General features: G+C 56.6%; 12 protein-coding genes. 5 read left to right on the top strand and 7 right to left on the bottom strand.

All coding sequences use genetic code 11. The features are described from left to right. The first annotated feature begins 256 nt into the window (after positions 1–256). A complete protein-coding gene (locus tag P2T62_RS06140) occupies positions 257–1,093 on the top strand; it encodes a hypothetical protein (protein WP_276260605.1) in 837 nt (278 codons plus the stop codon). A gap of 369 nt (positions 1,094–1,462) precedes the next feature. On the opposite strand, the gene P2T62_RS06135 is transcribed toward P2T62_RS06140, so the two are convergent. From P2T62_RS06135 to P2T62_RS06115, 5 genes are all read right to left on the bottom strand, one after another. Beyond that, positions 1,463–2,824: a hypothetical protein gene (locus P2T62_RS06135; RefSeq protein ID WP_276260604.1), complete on the bottom strand. Its 1,362-nt coding sequence runs from the start codon at positions 2,822–2,824 to the stop codon at positions 1,463–1,465. Positions 2,825–2,829: 5 nt separating this feature from the next. Beyond that, entirely contained in the window at positions 2,830–4,947 is a 2,118-nt protein-coding gene (locus P2T62_RS06130; RefSeq protein ID WP_276260603.1) for an McrB family protein, read from the bottom strand. A 208-nt stretch (positions 4,948–5,155) separates the two neighbouring features. Beyond that, positions 5,156–5,803 (bottom strand): hypothetical protein, encoded by a 648-nt coding sequence (locus tag P2T62_RS06125; protein WP_276260602.1) that lies wholly within the window; start codon positions 5,801–5,803, stop codon positions 5,156–5,158. A gap of 88 nt (positions 5,804–5,891) precedes the next feature. Beyond that, a complete protein-coding gene (locus P2T62_RS06120; RefSeq protein WP_276260601.1) occupies positions 5,892–8,798 on the bottom strand; it encodes a UvrD-helicase domain-containing protein in 2,907 nt (968 codons plus the stop codon). After that, positions 8,791–11,385 carry a PD-(D/E)XK nuclease family protein gene (locus P2T62_RS06115; protein ID WP_276260600.1) on the bottom strand — a complete coding sequence of 865 codons (2,595 nt, stop codon included), beginning with the start codon at positions 11,383–11,385 and terminating at the stop codon, positions 8,791–8,793. The genes P2T62_RS06120 and P2T62_RS06115 overlap by 8 nt, the downstream gene beginning before the upstream one ends. Before the next feature lie 113 nt (positions 11,386–11,498). On the opposite strand from P2T62_RS06115, the gene P2T62_RS06110 reads away from it, so the two are divergent. The 3 genes from P2T62_RS06110 to P2T62_RS06100 all read left to right on the top strand — a co-directional run bounded on the left by P2T62_RS06110 (position 11,499) and on the right by P2T62_RS06100 (position 14,188). Next, positions 11,499–12,488: an HNH endonuclease gene (locus P2T62_RS06110; RefSeq protein ID WP_276260599.1), complete on the top strand. Its 990-nt coding sequence runs from the start codon at positions 11,499–11,501 to the stop codon at positions 12,486–12,488. A 177-nt stretch (positions 12,489–12,665) separates the two neighbouring features. Next, positions 12,666–13,634, top strand: coding sequence for a hypothetical protein (locus tag P2T62_RS06105; protein WP_276260598.1), 969 nt, complete (start codon positions 12,666–12,668; stop codon positions 13,632–13,634). Next, the gene (locus P2T62_RS06100; RefSeq protein ID WP_276260597.1) at positions 13,631–14,188 is read left to right on the top strand and encodes a hypothetical protein; all 558 of its coding nucleotides are present in this window, start codon (positions 13,631–13,633) and stop codon (positions 14,186–14,188) included. Before P2T62_RS06105 ends, P2T62_RS06100 begins: the two co-directional genes overlap by 4 nt. 430 nt (positions 14,189–14,618) lie before the next feature. On the opposite strand, the gene P2T62_RS06095 is transcribed toward P2T62_RS06100, so the two are convergent. Next, the gene (locus tag P2T62_RS06095) at positions 14,619–16,571 is read right to left on the bottom strand and encodes a restriction endonuclease (RefSeq protein ID WP_276260596.1); all 1,953 of its coding nucleotides are present in this window, start codon (positions 16,569–16,571) and stop codon (positions 14,619–14,621) included. A 420-nt stretch (positions 16,572–16,991) separates the two neighbouring features. After that, positions 16,992–17,858, bottom strand: a complete 867-nt coding sequence (locus tag P2T62_RS06090) for a hypothetical protein (RefSeq protein ID WP_276260595.1) — start codon at positions 17,856–17,858, stop codon at positions 16,992–16,994. 350 nt (positions 17,859–18,208) lie between these two features. On the opposite strand from P2T62_RS06090, the gene P2T62_RS06085 reads away from it, so the two are divergent. Beyond that, a complete protein-coding gene (locus P2T62_RS06085; RefSeq protein WP_276260594.1) occupies positions 18,209–18,826 on the top strand; it encodes a site-specific integrase in 618 nt (205 codons plus the stop codon). Positions 18,827–18,836 lie beyond the last annotated feature (10 nt).

Below are 18,836 nucleotides of genomic sequence, written 5' to 3'. Positions count from 1 at the left end.
CGGAGTTCGAAACGAGCCGAATCAGAATGATTCACCGGATTGGCAGAGCCGGCATCGGCCGCTGGCCGTCGCCGACCGCCTCCCTCACGTGATGGTATTGTTGCGGAAGTACATATAAATAATAACTATCAAATAAGCATTTGGTAAGTTACTCAATGATATACGTGGCCAAAAGGGGTCTTCCGTTCACACATAGGCTGATAAGCTCCCGTATGGAACCCCGTCTCAGATGCGTCGGATCGTTCGGGTGCGACAGTTGGATGAAGACGAAGCAGTCGCGCCTGAGGAAGATATCGACCGTATCCAGTGGCTAGATGAGTCCGATGATGACCAGCCGACTCTGGACTACCGGGGCCGGGACACGTCGGATAGTGTAGATGGTGAGCTACCGGCGGCGTGGGAGACAGAGTTGAGTCCATGGTCTGTCGGCTACGAACCTATCGGAGCGACATCGATCGGAGTAGAGGCGGAACGGAAGAAGTCGAGTCAGTTTGCCCGTTTCAAGGTCCCTGAGACCCGGCTCGCACTGCATCAGGAAGGCCGACATCCGTCGGACGGAAACCAGGCATCCCGGCTAGCGAATATCGACAAGAAACGGATTACGCAGGCGTATTGTAGCCAATTGGATATTCCTAGACATCTCCAGGCGGAGGCTGTTCGCGGAATGCTGTTATTGGATCTGACTGCCTTCGGGAATCGGAAACGAATCGAGGGAATTGCGCTTCTGGTCATTGAAGTCATTGTCGACTATGAGCGACGATACCGCCGTCGGGACGAAGAGGCGGACCGGCTGGCTGAGGATCCGACGTTCAAGTATCTCTCTCGAGCAGCTGGGCTAGTTCCCGGGAAGATGAAACTGGGACAGAAGGTCAAGACGGAACTTATCGAAAGGGGATTCTTTGAGCCCGGCGCTCCAGGTCTCAAGTCGGGGGCTGACGAGAATGCAAGAGACGCCGGCCAGGTCGGTGCTTTTGCCGATATCACCACGAAAGAGAGAGGAAACAGAGACACTATCTCGCTTCGCGCTGCGGCGTCGATGGAGCAGGGAGAATGGTGGCAGATACAGCAGGACGAAGACACCGAAGCAGGATGACAGCGCCTTCCCGATTCGACTCTCGGCCGGCTCTGCGAGATACGGCTCGCTAGCAGAGTAATCAGATCACCTACCGACGGCTATCATCGTCCGGACATTGGCCCGCCGCTCGACGAGATGATACGTCGCCCAGGGGCGTCGGAGGTCGTGACTCGATACGTTCCCCGTCCGCTCGGAGCCCACACCATCCCATGAGTTGGATGGTGATCTCGTGCTCTCAGTCCGCCCGGGCGGCAGTCTCCTCGAGCTAGCCGAGTTCCTCGCGGTCAAGCCAGCACTTCGTGAGGCTAGCTCTGATGGAGACTTCAGGATAAGTCCCGGGTACGGTCCGATAGTGACCTATTCTCTCATCAAGTTCCAATTGAGGGCCTATAGCAACCGTTCAAATTTCTCGCGCAAGAATCCGGAAGACTGTGACTTTGTCCGCGGACGCGCAGCTATGTGCTCGATCGAAAACGCCTGGAAATCCTGTTCACGACGGAACGACCCAGAGGAATCATCGATGTACAGGATCGTACCAGTCTCGGCCTCGGGAACCAGATCCACGAGATACGTGATGAAGCGTCGGTAGTCATCCAGGTCAAGCGTCCGCCAGGTCTTGTATTTCGCGTCACCGACCCAGACGAGCTCGCCATCAGCTTCGAGCGCAAAATCAGGCGCGCCTGGGCTGATTCCCATCCCGGGCCAGAGGAAGTTACTGTGGGTGGCGATTGACCGATTGTAGTAGAGTTTGACCGAGGATCCGTATTCGAACACCCCCGACAGCGACTCGGGACGTGTGCCGTCGGTACCGACGATATCGGTGAGGAGACGATCGAGAAGACTGAGACACCAGAGTTCGTAGATCTTGCTCATCGGTTTGATAGCCGACGTAAGATTCGAGGCGAGTTCGATCTCCATACTGATCGCCCGCTGGAACGCTTCCCATAGGTCGACGACTTCAGCCATCTCGCCACTGACTGCCCGTCGAACCTTCGAGAGAATCCGTGGATCACCGAAGTCGGTCTCGAGTGCATCATCCACGAGTTGGCCCGGAATCCCTTCCTGGATGAACTGCTCATGATACCGGATCTGTCGCTGGAATGCGCGCTCGTAGTAGGTGAACTCGTCTGCTAACGCTCGCATCTGGTTTGCTAACTCGATATGGAACCGGACGAGCAGATAGTTCGGCAGCGTCTCAAACGAGAACTCGACGTTCTCAGTGACGATGTCTCGGCGGCCCTGAGCGCGCTGTGTGATGGTGTCCGACATCACGGGTCGGCCCTGCGGTGACTGCTCTCGTTCTCGTGTCCGGGTGACCGTCACGGGAAGCCGGTGGGCTAAGATAGTCTCAGTATACTCGATCAGCGCTCGACTGTAGCCTGCCAGTCGCGTTCGCTCATCCAGCAGCAACTCGTTCGAGAGCGGCAGTGATGCCGAGATCGTATCGGCACCGACCACCTCTGCCCAGCCCTGGATATCGGCAAGCAGGGACTCGAATTCCTCATCATCCAACCGACCGGGCTTGACCGTCACATCAGGCGGGTACTGACCGGCCCACCCACCAGGTGAGAATCCATCATCGCTGATTGATGGTGGGGGGACTTCGATTTCCTCTACGCGGGGTCGGTCGGATTGTGCCTCTGCGAGTGCACTGTTGATCGATTCGACATACGCAACCAGCCCGTCCCAGTCCGCATCGCTAAGGCCGAGATCTGCCTGCGAGTAGGTTTGATACGTCCGGTAGGGCATTCTTGCTACTCGAGCACGCGCTTGTCTTCTTTCGCCGCAGCCAGGACAGACGCGGTTTCTGGCAGCCCGAGCTGATTCGCGAGATCAATGATCTCCTGGAAGTCCTCAGCTGCGTGGCTATCCTGATCGATTGTTTCTGCACGGCGGAGCTCCGGCATGAAGTGCTCGAATTGCGGGACGAGATACGACACCACGGCCTGATCAAGCACACTACGGTCAAGCTGCTCCGGGAAGAGCAGTTGATAGGCGACAACGTATTTCGCGGCGTCGATGAGGAGCGCTTGTCCGATTTCGACGACGTCACGCTTGATCACCTCTTGAGCGAAATAGGCGAGCGTTTGGAGCCAGTCGAGCGCCCCCGTCCGGAGTTCTTCGTGCTCATCTAGTGCCTCCATGGTTTGCTGGAGCTGTGTGGGGGTCGCCAGGTTTTCCAGCACCACTGCAACGTCTGCAGCGGAAACACCCACACCGTCGTCAACTCCAAGGAGGAAATATTCCGGAATCACATCCCGTACGACATCGATTGTCGTTTCACTTCCGGGAGTCAGATCAGGAGGAGAAGGGTCGTGAGTCGGCTCGCTGGTTGTGGGTGCTTGGCCCCCATTGTCCATCAGCGAGGGGACCCGGACGAAGGCAAAGCGCCGCCTGAATGCATAGCCCAGCGAGAACAGCTGCGCCTGGTCATACGTGTTCATCGTGGCGAGAATCCGGAACGAGAGAGGAACTGGGACGTCGTCCGCGTTCGGTGCGTATGAGAGCTTGCGGGAGGTTCTGTAGTCGATATCGAGCAGCGTGAAGACGTCACCGAAGGCCTCGTCGAGATTCGCCCGATTGAGCTCGTCGATCAGCAACCAAGTCGGATGGGCGTCAGCTGGCTGCTGGAGCGTCTGCTGACAATCAGCGGCCGCCTTTGTCAGGAATCCTTGCTGCGGTTCGAACCCGTCTTCAGAAGGCGCATACCCGCCGACAACCTGGTAGTTCGACCACTCTGCATTCGCCGTCACCAGCGAGTAATCGCCCGCGCAAATCGCGTTTGAAAGCTTCCGAGCTGCCCGCGTTTTCCCGGTTCCCGGTGGGCCATAGAAGACGAGATTTTTGCCAGCCACGAGATGAGCCAGCGCCTGCCGATAGAGGTGGGCTTGCCCGGATTCCTCTTCGAGGAGCTCGTCGGTCGCGGCTCGCGGGTCACGGGCAGTGTTGCTGCCGAGGATATGCTCGTAGTCGGACTCTTCGATCTTGATGATCCCATACTGAATCGGAAAATCGATGGTAAGCTGCTCTTCGACAGTCTCACGCGGAATCGGATCGATTTCGTGGTACTGAGTTACCTCGGCGAAATAATGACTCACTCCATCCCGATCTTTGGTTTCAACCTCCCCGAGGGAGCCGACAGCGTAGAACTCGCCGTCCTCGAGGTAAACGAATCGGACATCCGGGACCGCTGTATTCAGTTGGTTACAGCCAGGGATGTTCTCTCTGAAGTGGTACGAACTATCTGGCTCATCATCATACTCGTCGTCACCCGTCTTGAGGATGAAATACTCGAAGTCTCCGTCGAGACTTTCGGCAAGCCATTCAGCAAGCCCAAATCCCGGACTCTCGCTCGGTGCGGCAATTAGACGATTGATGAGGACATCATTATCAGGTGGGTACGACTCTCCACCCAACCCCTCCAACAAATCCTCGAAGTATTCCTGTGAAACCGCAATCACCGGCTCCTCGGGGAACTCTGCCGGAACATCGGCGGTGATGTGTTCCCCATTATCCGCTACTGTGACCCATGAAACCCACAACGCGAGTGGGTCTCCAGTATCCGGATCAACGGGAATCGACTCCGGGTCATAGAATTCGTCTCCGTGTGCGACGACCCCGAAACCAAAGGTGTGTTTGGTGCCTTCTTCGCCGCCGATGTGCTGGGCAAGAACGACATCGCCGACCTCAATATCTTTGAATGTATTCACATATCCTTGCGTCTCATCCGGCTCTTCGGGGTATTCTACCCGATTCAATCGTTTCCACCGCTGCCACCCATCACGGTCACCACAATCCACTTTGTAGATGTTCCGGCCCTCGAGGAACAGCTTGAAATTCGCCTGGAGAGCTTCGTCACCGAATTCGACCATTACCGGCAGAATGCCTCAAGTTACAATAAAACCGGTCATGATCTCCCCTTGCGGCGGTAGCAGGTACTCTGGGAGCATTGCGAAGTAGCTGACACATAGTGATCGCATACAAGCGGGAAACGCTCAATCCAGGAGGACTGGATGCCTCTCTCGATCCTGATCGACTTCAGAAGGCCCTGAGTCTCGAAGATAAACCTCAATGAGCGTATCAGAAGAACTGCTCTGGCTGGTCTTCAAGCGTCCAGGTCAAAATACCGCCGCGTTGGTGGACCTCGTGCTGGAGATCGTCGAAGTGCGCGATGGTGTCCACGCTGATTGAGTAGCCCGTCCAGAGGTCGACGTCGGCGGCGAACTTATCGGCGATATCCTGGCTCGTGATCTCGGTGCCGGCACCCTCAACCGGGCGATAGTACAACCCAAGGAACGTCTTCGGGTGTCGGATATCGGCTTCCGCGAGCTTGTTCACATCATGGATGAAAGATCGCGGGTTCCGCTCCTGGAACGGATTGAATACCTTGCTGAACTCCTGAGCGTAGGGATTCCCGTTCGCTTTCTGGAAGCGGAACAGCTTCGCTTCACAGTACTCAGCGCGGCCATCGCGCTCGAGATACAGGTCGGCAGCCTGCCCCCCTGGGTAGCGGACGGCCGCGGCATCGCCCTTCGCGGTCGCAATCGTCCCGTCGAAAAGTCCCTCCTCCCGGACGGCCTGCACCAGCGCGTCGATCTGGTCGTCTTCGTCGTGGGGGCCGATGCCAGCGCCGTAGGTTCGATTCTCGCCGATTTCGGCGTCGACCTCGTGAATGACATCGACGAACGATTCGGCCAGACGACCAACCAGACTGCGGGGACCGCCCATATGGCTTGTGCGGCGGACTGGTCCCTGATAAAGTGTCGGACATGCTCAGCCGACACTGGAATGGAACGAGAGGAGCGCGAAGCTGCTGCTACGTGTCCTCAATAAGTGCCGCTTTGACAAGCTGTGTAAACTCGTCCTCAGCAATCGGGTCGATCGTGACCAGTTCATCGTCGGCGGTGTAGAACACCGCCAGTCGGACCTCACGATCCGGATAGACGGTGGTGAGGACGTGATAGTAGGCACTGAGCTGCTTCTGGTACTCCGACTCTGCGACCCGACTTAGGTCGGTCTTGTAATCGATCACCTCGACGCGATCTGGTGTGATGTGCAGCAGATCGATGATGCCTGTGAGCGTCACCTTCGGGTCCGTTGTGAGCGGGAGCAACACCGTCTCCTCGGCACTACACTCTCCGTCTAGTCCATCAAGCAACCGGGCCACGTTCTCCTGATCTTCGTTCGCTGGCGCGCCGGCCTCGCCGAGGACGTACGCCTCGGCGAAGTCGTGGAGGGCATCGCCGAACTCCTTGCCGCGACCCTCCGTCACCTCCTGGTATACGCTGTCGTCCATGATATCATGGACACCGTGCCGTCGCGGCAGCCCACTCGCATCCGGAATCGTGACCTCGTAGTCGGCCGCCGTCTCGGTGCTAGTATCTACCGTCCTCGGTTCCGGCTCGAGTTCGTCTGCCTCCACCGGTAGCTCGGTGAAGAACAGGCTCGGCTCCTCACCGGCGGTGAACAGCAGGTGTCGCTGGGCCCGCGTCATGGCGACGTACAGAAGCCGGCGCTCCTCGTCGTACTCTGAGGGGAGACAGGACCTGAGCAGATCGTAGCGCCAGTTGCTGAAGACGTGCGGGTGTGTCCCCGTATCGGTGAAGACCTTCCGCTGGCGGAGGCCGAGCGGCTCCTGGTAGACGACTGGCGAGGACGGTGGCTGGCCGTAGTGCGGGAAGGCTCGATAATTTAGATTCCCCAGCAGGACGATCGGGTACTCGAGTCCTTTGGCGCCGTGAATTGTCTGAAGCGTAACGGCGTCCTGTCCAGGACTCGTATCGATATCGACCGTACTCCCGTTCTCCAGGTTGTCCGTGATGTAGGTGATCGCCTCGCCCCGGGTCAGCAGCGTCCCTTCGTAGACACTCGTTAGGTGGTCAAGCAGCGCATCGGCGAACGCGTTGGCGATGTTGTACCGGTCAAACACCCGCTGGGCTAGCCCACCGAGTGTCTCCAGCTCGAGTAACTCATCACGGAACGCGACCATCGCGTCCGGGTATGCCTCCTCGGCGAGCAACGTCTCAGTCTGCTCGAAGGTGTGCCCGGCGCGTTCGAGCACCACGGCCCAGCCTCGCGGATCGTCGGACTCACAGATACGGAGCCAGGCGAGGAGCAACTTCGCCTCTGGCGTGTCAAATAGTTCGACGCCTCCTTCGTAGGCGATAGGGATGTCGTACTCGGCCGCCCGGTCAAGAAGCTCTCGGGCGAACTTTCGCTTTCGGGTGAACACGGCGATATCGCTATACGAGGGCGCTCCGAGGCGTTCCTGCTCGGCCGCCCGCTGTTCTTCGGGAGACATCTCCGCCGTCGACGCTGGCTCATCTCGAACCTCGACAGCGTATGCCTCGTTATCGACAATCGTCTGTATCCGGTCGAGAATCAGGGCATACTCGTCGTCAGCCCGGTAGGCATCGATGCGGGCGTTGTCGACGTAGTTTGTTGCCTCAAGTTGCTCTTCGTCGGCCAGCGGATCTTCGTCGAGATCCTCGGAGTACGTCGCGGGGATCGAGAGACTCTGCTCGGCAATATCAAGAATAGATGCTGACGAACGGTAGTTCTGGAACAGCGGGATGGGCTCGACCTCGTCGACCGGGTAACTGATCCGTTCAGTGTCGCTGTTGAGCTCGTCTGCATACTGCTGGAGCCGGCTCTCAAACTCAGTGATGTTCTCGACGCTGGTGTACTGGAACCCGTAGATACTCTGCTTCCAGTCACCAACGACACAGATGTTGTTGGCCGATGCGAGCAGGAGCGTGATTTTGAACTGGAGTTCGTTAGTGTCCTGGAACTCATCCACCATGACGTAGTCGTGGCCGACTGCCGTCCGAACGGTAGGGTCTTCGCAGAGCATGACGAAAGCCAGTGCCAGCATCAGCCCCTGAGTCAGGTAGTTTCGAGAGAGTGCGAACTCGAGATACTCAATATAGACATCGTGGAGGAAGGCCCGGAGCGCCTCGCGATCCTCATCGAACGCGTCGAAGACGAGGTCCTCGCTGACCTGCGGATCGTCATGGAGTTCGGCCTTCGTGGGTGCGTCTGGTGCGTACTCCGTGACGTCCCAGCCACCCACAGCACCCCTGGCATCGCTGTTTTTGGGTCCATTCGCCCCCTCGTTCGGGGCGTTGGTCTCAGCGACGGTCTCGAGGAACGCGTCTCGGTCGCCCTCAAGTGGCGCTGCAGTGTCGCGATACCAGCCCTCGCGTTGTGGAATGACACCCTTTGCGGCGAGCTGTTGGATCACCGATCGGAGCGTCCGCCGGTCGCGGAAGATACGGAGCAGATCCTCGTGTTCGGGGTGCCGGTCGGCAAACCGAGACATGAACGTCCGGAAGTGTTGGCGTTCCTGGACCTCGTCTTCGAGCAAGTCCAGCCCGTCAGGGATCTGGTCATCGATGCCCAGTGCCTCGGGAATCGTGTGTCCGTACCGGCGGAGCAGTTGATAGCAGTAGGCGTGGAACGTGCTGATCGGTGCGTCCTGCAGCTCTCGGAGGTCGTAGTCGGTCTGCTGAACGATCCGATCTTTCATCTCCGCCGCCGCGTTCCGCGTGAACGTCACCAGCAGGATATCGTCTGGCGTGGCGTCGGTCGTTTCAAGAATTTCGCCGTACCGGCGGGTGACGGCGAACGTCTTTCCAGTTCCTGCGCCGGCGTTGACGCGATAGATGCCCTCGGTCTGCGTGATCAACTGCTCCTGCTGGTCGTTCGGTGATGGCTCAGTCATTGGTGAGAATGAGATCCGGCATGTCTACGCGGTCCCAGTTGGGACCGTCCTCGCTGATGCGGACGGGGAAGCCCTCGCGGCGGTACTCGTTCAGGTTCGCCAGCTGCTCGTCGACGAAGTCGGCGAACGCGTCGAGGTCCGGCTTCAGGTAGTAGGTTCCGACGACATCGTCCATCTCCTCGATGGCGTCTCGACAGCCGTCGTCGACGTATTGGAGGTCCCGCGAAGGCTTGACGCGATCTTGTGTGTATTCGATGAACGCCGTGGTCACAGCCGCTCGTTGATCAGGAGCCGCGCCCTCCCGTGGCAGGTCGTGGGTGAGGAAGAACTCCCGATACGCCTCGTAGCCGAGCGGCTCGAGCGCTTTGACCTTGGCATTACTGTCGGCATAATCCGTGACCGCGTCGAACACTTCGCGCCGCGCAACGAATTCACTGAACGTACACGGGAGGTACGTAATCGTCGTGACCAAATCATCGATGTCCGGGGCTTCCCCTCTGACCATGCGGTTCGTCTGCTCGAGAGCGTGCACGAAGTGAATGGAGAGCGGCTCCTCGGGTTCTTGCTCGCGATGCTGGAGGAGGTACAATGCTGCCTGAAAGTTTGGATCCTCATGTGGCGGATCAATTGCAGCCTTCTCCCGGAGTTTCGAGGCTGTCGACTGACTTCCAGTCTTGTAGTCCACGAGGTCTGTGGGCCCATGGAGCAGATCGACGAAGCCACGGATGCCAACCTCGGGAGCTTCGAACCAGCGCTCAGTGAGCGGTGAGTCACAGGGTAGGTCCAGCCGATTCGCGAGCCCGTTTTCCTGCTGGCGGTCAGCGTATGCCTCGTGCTCGGCCTCAGTTGGTGGGTTCGCGTCGAGATACTCCATCACCGTCTCGAGGGCGATCGCTAGTTGAGTTCGCTCGACCGGTCGCCGGTCGTTGGTGGTGTAGGCTTCAACCTGCTCGACCATCGCATCAACGACAGTCTCGAATTGGTCGCGGATCGGCTCCGGATGGGAGACGTAGAGTTCAGCCGCCTCATGGACGACCGTCCCGCGAGCCATGTAGTCCGCCGTCGGGGTCTCGACCAGTCGTGTGAAGAATTCCTCACGAGGGCAGTTGGCGAGGCGCTTCAGCGTCGACTGGCTCAGGGCGGTAATTTCCTCCGGCTCCTCCGATACCGCTGGCGCAACGAACGGTTGTCCAGGAGCATCCCGGTCGACGCCGTGGCCGTCGAACCGTTCATGCGGTAGGTCGCTGAACCGGTCGAAGGACTGCTCGAATAGCTCCCGGAAGTAGAGACACGGTGTCACGTCTTCACCGGCGCGCGTGTCCTGCACGAGGTAGTGGCGTTGGCGACCGTTCTGGAGCAAGATCTCGAACCGGTCGAGGTCCTGCTGGACGTACTCTGTAGTATCGATCCAAGGGACGTCTGGCGGCGTTTTCGCCCAACCAGTGCCGAGGCCGAGGTAGAAGACGACCGGCCGGTCGATGTAGGCTGTCGAGGCAGCATCCGTTAGGAGTACACCAGTCTGGTCCTGGTCGACCGGGACATCGAACGACTGGAGGTAGTACGTGAGCCGATCGAGCAGCGCGGTGGTGACGGCTTCCTCAAGAATTTCGAGCCGATTACACTCGTCTCGGAGCGTCTGGAGTCGCAAACCGGCGAGCGATTCGTAGGCGGAGATGGCATCCTGCAGCGTTCCCGTCGTGGCTGCCTCCTCGATTACAGCCAGCTCGGAGAGCGTACCGTCACCCAGTGCATCCACACGCTGTTCCCCCAGCGTGCGCGGGACGTCGACGCCGAGTGGTGCGAGCAAGGGTTCGACATCCGCGACACGGAGGTCGCTACCGGTGAAGATGGCTTGCAGGAGCCGCAGGAAGGTCCGCACGTCCGGGTCGTCGACGAAGCCGGGGCCACCCTGGAAGGGGATATCAGCCGCCGCGAGCCCGGCTTCGACGAGCGGACTGAATACGGTCGACTCGTCGAGAACAACACCAACTGAGTCGGCGGTTTCGGCCGAAAGCTGCTCGATGAGTGTGTCGACGATCGCCGTCGCCGACGGAAAGATTTCGAACGTGGGGAGCGTCCCCGTCGCCCCGGTAAATCGGTCAACCGACTTGTGGTCGGATGGGAGCAGCGATCTGTCGAGATTGGTCAGTGCCGATTCGCCGACGATGGCTAGGTCCAGTTCTTCATCAAGGCGGGCATCCGAGAGCTTCCGGTAGCTACTGTCGGCGTCGCGGATCCGCTTCACCGCAGTGCGGATGGCTGGCGTGTCGAACTCGTCATAGTCAAGAATCGCCTCAGGGTCGGCGGTCCGGTCCCACGCCTGAAGACAGCGATCGAGGCCACGGTGGGCTTGCTTCCAGGTCAGATCCGTCTCGGTGACGAGTTCCTCGAACAGGTCTCGCCGGTCCATCGGCGTGAACTGATTCGATACGTGACCGCGAGGAGTGGCACAGACGCGGCCGATCCGGGGCCGATCAACGCGCCGGTCCAGAGCGAGCGCAAGCGGCGGATCCGCAGTCAGGGCGAGGTCGGTATCACGAATCTCTCGATAGAGAGAATCGATCGACCTGGCTTCACGGAGTGTCACACTCCACCAAGCAAGAACAGGGGCTTGAAACTACGGCCCAGGGTTGTCGGTCGGCACTCTCGATTCGTCGATCGGGGAAACGATCATACCCGGCCCAGTGGATGCCGTACGCAATGCCCTCCGAGCCCCTTCGGAGTATTGTGCCGATGTTCGGCGGCGCGACGAGCTACGTCGACACGGTGGATGCCGTGCTCACGTTCGTCGACGTCCACCAACCGACAACGGACGAGCTGGTAGGGTGGCACCGGGGGAATTTCACCAACGTTTCGAGTCGTGAGTCGATTATCCGGCGTGTTGAGTATCTCGAGGACGTGGGATTGCTCCGTCTTGAGGGCGGCGAGTGGATGCTCGGGCCGGAAGGGAAGCGATACGTCGATGACAGGACGATGGAGACGCTCCTCGAGATACTGCTGCGGCGGAACGTCGGGTTACGCAGTCTTCTATATGCGCTCTCCGCTGGTGGGATGACGATTGAGGAAGTGAGCGATCAGCAACTCAGCACGCATCCCGAACTGGGCTGGAATCCTGAGAAGACTGATATGGCTAAACAGCGGGCGAACTGGCTCCGGAGTCTTGGCTTGGCGGAGCAGGATGGCGACGTCTATCGACTGACCGAAGAGGGACGACAGTTCACCGACCAAGCCGTTGACGAGTGGGCTGGTTTCGAATCCATACCCACGGCAGAAGACGACTTGACCGCAGCGACCTACGAGACGACAGTCCGTGCCCGCTCGATTGATCCGGAGTTTCGGGCGACAGTGCTTGCTCGGCACGATACCACATGCCCGGTGTCAGGGGTAGATCATCCTAGTCTGTTGGATGTGGCTCACGTGCTCCCATGGAGTGAGTACCCGGACCATCGGGCCGATCTCGGGAACGTGCTTCCGCTGAACAAAACCCATCATGCAGCCTTCGACCGCGAACTGTTCACGATCAGTTCTGGATACGAACTGCGGGTGAACCCTGAGTTTACTACGGAGAGTGACCTCCTGCAGCGGACGATCATCTCCCGGGATGGCGAGGAGATCCAGTTCGGTGACGTAGGCCTAGAGCCAGCGTATCTCCGGGAACACAATCAGACGCTGGACTGGGTCGCTGAATAGGTGGTTATCGAATCCCGGAATTTGTCCGAGTGAGCTGGCAAGAGGTGAGAACGATCTGGAGCATCTAAAGACAGACACCCGGAGCTCATATTTTTGTCAATCTTGAGAATCCCTGTCGAACTCACCAACCTACTGGCGCCCAAGCGGTTTTCACCCTCTCCAACGGTGTGCTGGTACATGAGCGCGGATCTGGAACCACGTGATTGGACAAGCCTGGACCCCTGGTGGGCAGCCTACGCGCAGTCACAGCCCCTCACTGAGAATGCCGGCCAGGCTCGCGTATTCGACCTGACGTGGTTGGCTGAGTGCCACGAAGAGATCGACGAGTGGTGGGAAGTTTACACCGAGGGGGACGAGACGGCCAAAGAGCTCAAAACGCTACTCGCACGTTCCGACGACGAGTGGGCACAATCCGAGGCTCCGTTCAACACGGACCCGCTGAGCGTCGATCTAACCGACGAGCGGTTTCGCCGGGGGCCGCTCCAGCCAAGCAACGAGCTCGGATGGTCAAACTGGCTTGCTAGACTCCTCAATCCGTCGGGCGATTTCGTCTCCGAATTATTCGATTCCGAGATGTCGGAGCCCCCGAATGAGGTCTTGCGAGAAGAGCGAGTTCCCGATACCGATGGAGGGCACTGGCGCCCGGATATACTTCTCTTGGGGGCAGAAAACGGAATCTCAATCGAGGTAAAGTTGGACGATACGAACTACGAGAAGACCTCGGACACCGCAGCACGTGTCGAGGAGGAGTATCAGGATCGGGCGTGGACGCACGTCCTGCTTCTTCCCAAGAATAAACGAGGCCGTCTTGAGTCGATCGTCGAACCACCAGTTGAGCGTAGCTCCGATGGCTTACCGAGGGTCCACTGGGAGCGGCCCGGCACAGTCAGGGTGATGTACTGGCGGGACGTGACCGCAGCGCTCCGATCACTACTGCTCCGTGGCGCCATCGTAGACGACCACTGGGCCGCGAACGCGTATCTGTTCTGTACGGTGGCTGAGCAACAGCGTGTTGGCTTCCAGCCACGACCAGTGGTAGACCGACTGGCAAATCCCGGAGACGTGGTTGACGCAATCCAGCCGATCAGGATTGCCGACATACTGGAGGAACAGCTAACATACCTCCGTGAAACCGTAGAAGCATGACCGATGACTTCCTAAGCAAAGGTCTCGAGCAGGATCGCTATCTGAAGGCGATCCGGCTCACCGACCAGTTCGAGACGAGCATCGAGGGTCGACTTCGGCAGGTGGGGCAGGAGATGCGAGCAAGGAAGCCGGAGCTATTCGCCTCCGATGATGCGGGGAGCGAGAATACCGGCCGAGACTCCAGTTCTTCGTTGGCCTTTGCACGAATCGATTACCCTCTGTCGCGTGTCCGAGATCAGGGTAGCAACAAGCAGCTGAAGCTGAATGTCCATCTATACTGGGTCAAGCCTGAGCAGTACAATCGGGATGACATCGAGGAGGGAGCTCTACGGGGATTCGGATACAAGATCAAAACCGCCTCGAGTGAAGACGAGCAGCGCGTCAAAGAACAGACGCGCGATTGGGACCTCGAGACGGCTCAGGACCCATTCGGGTACAGGGTCATCTTCTACAAGCACGTCAGTTCCATAGCGGATATCGAGGATACTAGCGAAACGCTCGTCGAGCATTTCGGCGAATTCGGCGACGAATTCGGTGTTCCGATGCAGAGCTAAATGTTGCAGAGGAGGTCGCCAAAACATTCTGGCTGAGTCGAAGGCTCTGTGATTGCAATTACAATTGGAGATCCCTTCGAGAGTGGACAAATACCTCTAACCGCCTGTGTTGAAATTCACAATAGCTGACAATAGCGACGTGCAAGATACAGAGGGTAGGTTCAGCAGAGATAAGTGTACGTTTTACCGGCACAGGAGTGAACTGGCCTCAGCATGGGTGAAAGCCCGGACAAGATATCTTCTTCACGCACTGAACACCATCGATAGATAAGACATCCCGGTGTCATCATCTCAAATGAAATGGATAGACATCTTCGATGGCCTCTGACAGCTATCTTCGCAGTTGTGGCGGGCGTCTCTCTCGTGGCAGCGGAGCTCTCGAATTACGACCCGGCAGAGAATGGACATCATGAAGAGATGCCGAGGCCGTCTACCTCTGGCTTTCAGATTCGCTGAGTAAGGCTGCTAACTCGCCCCCATCGATTAATTCAAGATTGGGTCCGAAATCCGCAGCATATTGTTTTGCAGTTCGGGCGAATTCGCCAGTTGTGACAACTACGGCCCTGTCTGCATCCCCTTTCGCAATTGTGCTCGCTAACTTTTGTAAAGTTTCTCGACCTACGGTGCTGTTTCCCCGTACCTGCTTCACTTGAATCGCAAGCCGGTCGTCACGCTTACGTGCCCAAACATCTACACCGAGATCTGCACTTCCCTGAGTAACCGTGACTTCGTAACCTTGTCCAGAATACAAATCCCCCACGATATTTTCCAATTCCCTCCAAGATAAATCATAAAGTAGTGATTGGTCCCAGATTTGGCCAGTATTTAGTCTCTCTACCTGTCGGATTACGGGCTTCAATATGTCGTAATTCTGATTCTCAACAGCTGTCTGTATCGCTTCTTCCCACTCAACTACATGGACAGAAGGGTGAGCGTTGTCTGTCTCCTGTATGAAATCCGCGATTGTAGCAACAGTAGAGACGATTTGATCAAAGTGGTTGATATCTTGAGGTGATATAAATGGTAGTCGGGAAATGATCTCTGCTTCGAATTCTTCCCAGGGCAGGTCGCCTCCTGGAGGGTGTTTGAGTTTCTTCAGCAGGTCATACAGATCTCCGTAAGCCCTGACTGTCTCTCCTTCTTGATGGATTCGAACTTTATCAAGCGGGATGTCGAATCTAATCGAAATCCGGGTTCGTGCCTCCCTGATTTGATGTTGCTTTCTCTCAACCTCAATGTTCTTTCTCCGTGATGTAATTCTATCCTTGAAATGTTCGTTGTCGTCTTTTGTTAGAGATTCCAACTTTTCGAGGGCTTGACTCGCTCTCTTGAGATGATCATTTGCGTCGTTAAATCGCGCTTCGTCAGTGGCTTCTTCAGCCAAGGAGATTTGTTGTTCAATAGTGTCTTCAGTCTCTTTAGTACTCGATTTGTGCTGTTCTTCGAATTCTTCTCGGAGAAATTCAATCCGCTCGTCATAAGTGTCCAGATTCCTCGCAATATGCTCAGCAGCAACTAGCACTTCGTCGGCGATAAAATACTCATCCGCTTTCAATCGGTTTTCGGCCCTCTCGAGAATCTCATTGAGAGTATCTTTCCCGAATTCATGAATACTTGCCTCAAGAGCACCGAGTTGACTTTCGACAGCTGGAACATAGAGGTTCGCTTCAGCGATTGGTTGGTATTCTGCTTCTGCCTCAGCGTATTTGCCATACACAGAAGAGAATGATTCAAACAGAGATATATGATGCTGATCCTGAAGTGTACCTCTTGCCTCCCTGATCTCCTGCTCTGCACCGGCTGCCAGAGTAGTTATAGATTCTATCCGATTGGTTGTTTTACTTGGAAATACAACATCCGCCCTCCCTGTTACCAGTGCGGGGAAGCACGCACCGAATCCGACAATAAACAATTCAAATATAGCGCCCGTGATTATGTTTGTAGTACTCCCAGCACCGAGAGCGGCTTGTATCGCGTCTCCAAGGGTGGCGGAAACAAGATGACCCAGAAATAGCATAAGTACTGCATATACAATACCCCCCACCGCTACGAATGCCAATCCGGATCCCACAACTTTCCCGTGATTCTCAGAATCGGCCCACCCTAATCTGTAGTAGGCTACTGAGAGAGTAATTACGCTAGCCCAAAGTGCGGAATAGATTACTTCATTCAGCAAGACATAATTTAATGAATCTATTTCAACCATCCCGAGGAAAACCTGCCCATTTCTATCCAACCCTTGAAGAACGCCAGAATATTTGGATATGGAAATGTAACCGGTCAGGAATGAGAAATATAATAGTATGGATAGGTAAATAAACCTCTTTGATTCTTTACTGCCGAAGTATTTTTGGAGCGAATTGGTCCTGCCTGACTCGAGCACTATTCAATGATTTCGTCAGTATCTAATGAGTGTTTTCGCTAGAGTCTTTGCAGTGTTACTTGTAAGGGAAACCTGCCTACTAGTTCGCTCGTTCGATTATCCTGTGCCTCTCGTCAGGGCAGTTTTCGAGATCGCCCTGTTGAGTACTAGTCGTCTTCGTTGATATTGCCGCGAGGTGCTTCTGCTATTGCCCCTAAAAATAGAATTCATCGGCCTTGTTTAGACGCGGTGGAGATCGCCGGCTCCGCTCATTGTCCGTACACCGAAATCAGACCGAGAGGCATTCATCGACAGATTCTGCCCGCCCGACAGAACTGCCGACCTACCTATTCAGGGGCGTCTAAACAAGGCTCGCGCCCTGTATTCAGCACGGATGACCTAACCTATCACCGACTAAGCGCTTCACCAGAGCCAGAAAAATCAGACGGCGGTAATCATGTCCTCTTCGGAGTCAAATTCAGATATGATGCCATATTCCTCCTTCAATTGTGCTTTTCGGGATCGAAGGTGCTGTTGAAGGGATTCACAAAGTGAGAGGTACTCGTCGACATTCTGGTCAATTTCGTTTAGGGGTTCGGCTGCCACGTCGTAAGCCAACGCTATCAATTCATCCTGTTCAGATTCCCAGAACTCCTCATGATCCCTATACCCCTCGTTTTCTTTGACTACCGCATCTAACAACACATCCAGTTCATCCTCCTCAAATTCGTCAGCATAGTCGTTCTCTTGCAGGAAATCTTCCACTGGTTTCTCAATCTCCTGAATGATATCCTGTCGAAGCTGGGTAAACTGTTGAACCATCTGGTTGTGCTTCTCAATCGCTTCAACGACGTCTGGATCCTCAGCAGGAATCCGCTCTCGAAGATATGGGTCTGCCGGAAGGAAAACCAACTGAACCTCGGTTTTTAGAATCGCTGTCTGGCCACGAATGTCGTATATTCTGTTTGGTGTTTTGTTGATCCATTCTCGCGCTTCGGCCTCTCGGACTACGTTGATATTGCTCTGTACAATTGCTATCGATGGTTCGATAAACGCATTGAGTTCTTCTCTGACCACTTCTTTCTCTCGTTCTCGTATCCGTTCCTCAATGAGCCGGCGATTCTGACTAACTGACCAAAACGTGGCTACTGCCAGAAATAACGTGCCAATAACTCCGAGTGTGGCTGTTGCGACGGAGATGCGAGTGGATTGGGCAAGTGCGTCCCAGCTCGCCCCAATATACCCCAGACAGAGGATGAATGCACCAACGAGTGTGAAAAGGATTACTGTAATGAATCTATTTCTCATAGACGCCATTGGTATTGTTTGAGGATGGTGTCTCTCCGCACTGATAAACTCAATTCATGGTTCTGTGTTGGACAGAGACTGCGGGTATTGTGGTTTTTGGGTTTTCATGAGCAATTCGGGCCCTGTATCCAGCAGGGGTGCTGCAATATATCATTAGTTGAGGGTTTTAACAAAGCCTTCTAGCCGAATTGAGACACAATCAGCGCTAAACTGCGAGGAAGGTCGGACACCCCACCAGTGAACGAGTTCTTCAACTACCCGCTCACGAAGGGGGCCATTCGGGGGTGAATCGGCCCAGATCACTACACCGACCCCAGTGTTTGTGCCGGAGTAGTCTGGACAATCCGCTTATGGTTCGCGTCGACGACTCCGGCGATGTGACGAAGTGCTGGCTCGATCAGGACGAACTCTCCCGGCTCGAACGGGAAGCTGGTCGCGAGGACTGGATGCGTGAGGTCGCGGTCCAGCTGATGGGGCGGTGCGGCCTCCGGGCTCACGAGGTGCCCTATCCAGCCGACAAGCACCTCCGGTGGAGTGAGGAAGGTGAATGCTGGCTCTTCGAGATCCGCGGCAAGAACACTGAGGGCGGCGACCGGAAGCTGCGTGACGCCTGGATGCCCGACCGGGTGGCCGAGGATCTGAACAAGTACACACGGGAACGTGACCTCGACCGAACCGACCCGTGGGTCCCGCGCTCGACGCCGACCGTGCGCCGATGGGTCGACGCCGCGGCCGACGCCATCGCCGACCAGCTGGGCGAGGAGCGCTGGCGGTCGGTGACCAGTCACGATCTCCGGCGCTCGTTCGCGACCTACCACCTCGTCGAAAAGGGGCGAGATGTACGGACCATGATGTCCATCGGCGGGTGGAGTGATTACTCGGCCATCGAGCCATATCTAATGGAGGCGACCGAGACACGGATTGGTGAGGTGATGGGGAACGGCCTTGTTGAAACCCTCCGCCGCTGATAGTTTGTCG

The sequence above is a fragment of the Haloglomus litoreum genome, from assembly GCF_029338515.1.
Classification (GTDB): Archaea; Halobacteriota; Halobacteria; order Halobacteriales; family Haloarculaceae; genus Haloglomus; species Haloglomus litoreum.
The sequence above is the reverse complement of the archived record's forward strand: the minus strand, read 5'-3'. Positions and strand labels throughout refer to the sequence as shown.

Coding starts and splice junctions, on each gene's coding strand:
- P2T62_RS06130 (WP_276260603.1), bottom strand. CDS start 4,947: ATGGTCGAATTCGGTGACGAAGCTCTCCAGGCGAATTTCAAGCTGTTC.
- P2T62_RS06120 (WP_276260601.1), bottom strand. CDS start 8,798: ATGACTGAGCCATCACCGAACGACCAGCAGGAGCAGTTGATCACGCAG.
- P2T62_RS06125 (WP_276260602.1), bottom strand. CDS start 5,803: ATGGGCGGTCCCCGCAGTCTGGTTGGTCGTCTGGCCGAATCGTTCGTC.
- P2T62_RS06085 (WP_276260594.1), top strand. CDS start 18,209: ATGGTTCGCGTCGACGACTCCGGCGATGTGACGAAGTGCTGGCTCGAT.
- P2T62_RS06110 (WP_276260599.1), top strand. CDS start 11,499: ATGCCCTCCGAGCCCCTTCGGAGTATTGTGCCGATGTTCGGCGGCGCG.
- P2T62_RS06090 (WP_276260595.1), bottom strand. CDS start 17,858: ATGAGAAATAGATTCATTACAGTAATCCTTTTCACACTCGTTGGTGCA.
- P2T62_RS06135 (WP_276260604.1), bottom strand. CDS start 2,824: ATGCCCTACCGGACGTATCAAACCTACTCGCAGGCAGATCTCGGCCTT.
- P2T62_RS06100 (WP_276260597.1), top strand. CDS start 13,631: ATGACCGATGACTTCCTAAGCAAAGGTCTCGAGCAGGATCGCTATCTG.
- P2T62_RS06105 (WP_276260598.1), top strand. CDS start 12,666: ATGAGCGCGGATCTGGAACCACGTGATTGGACAAGCCTGGACCCCTGG.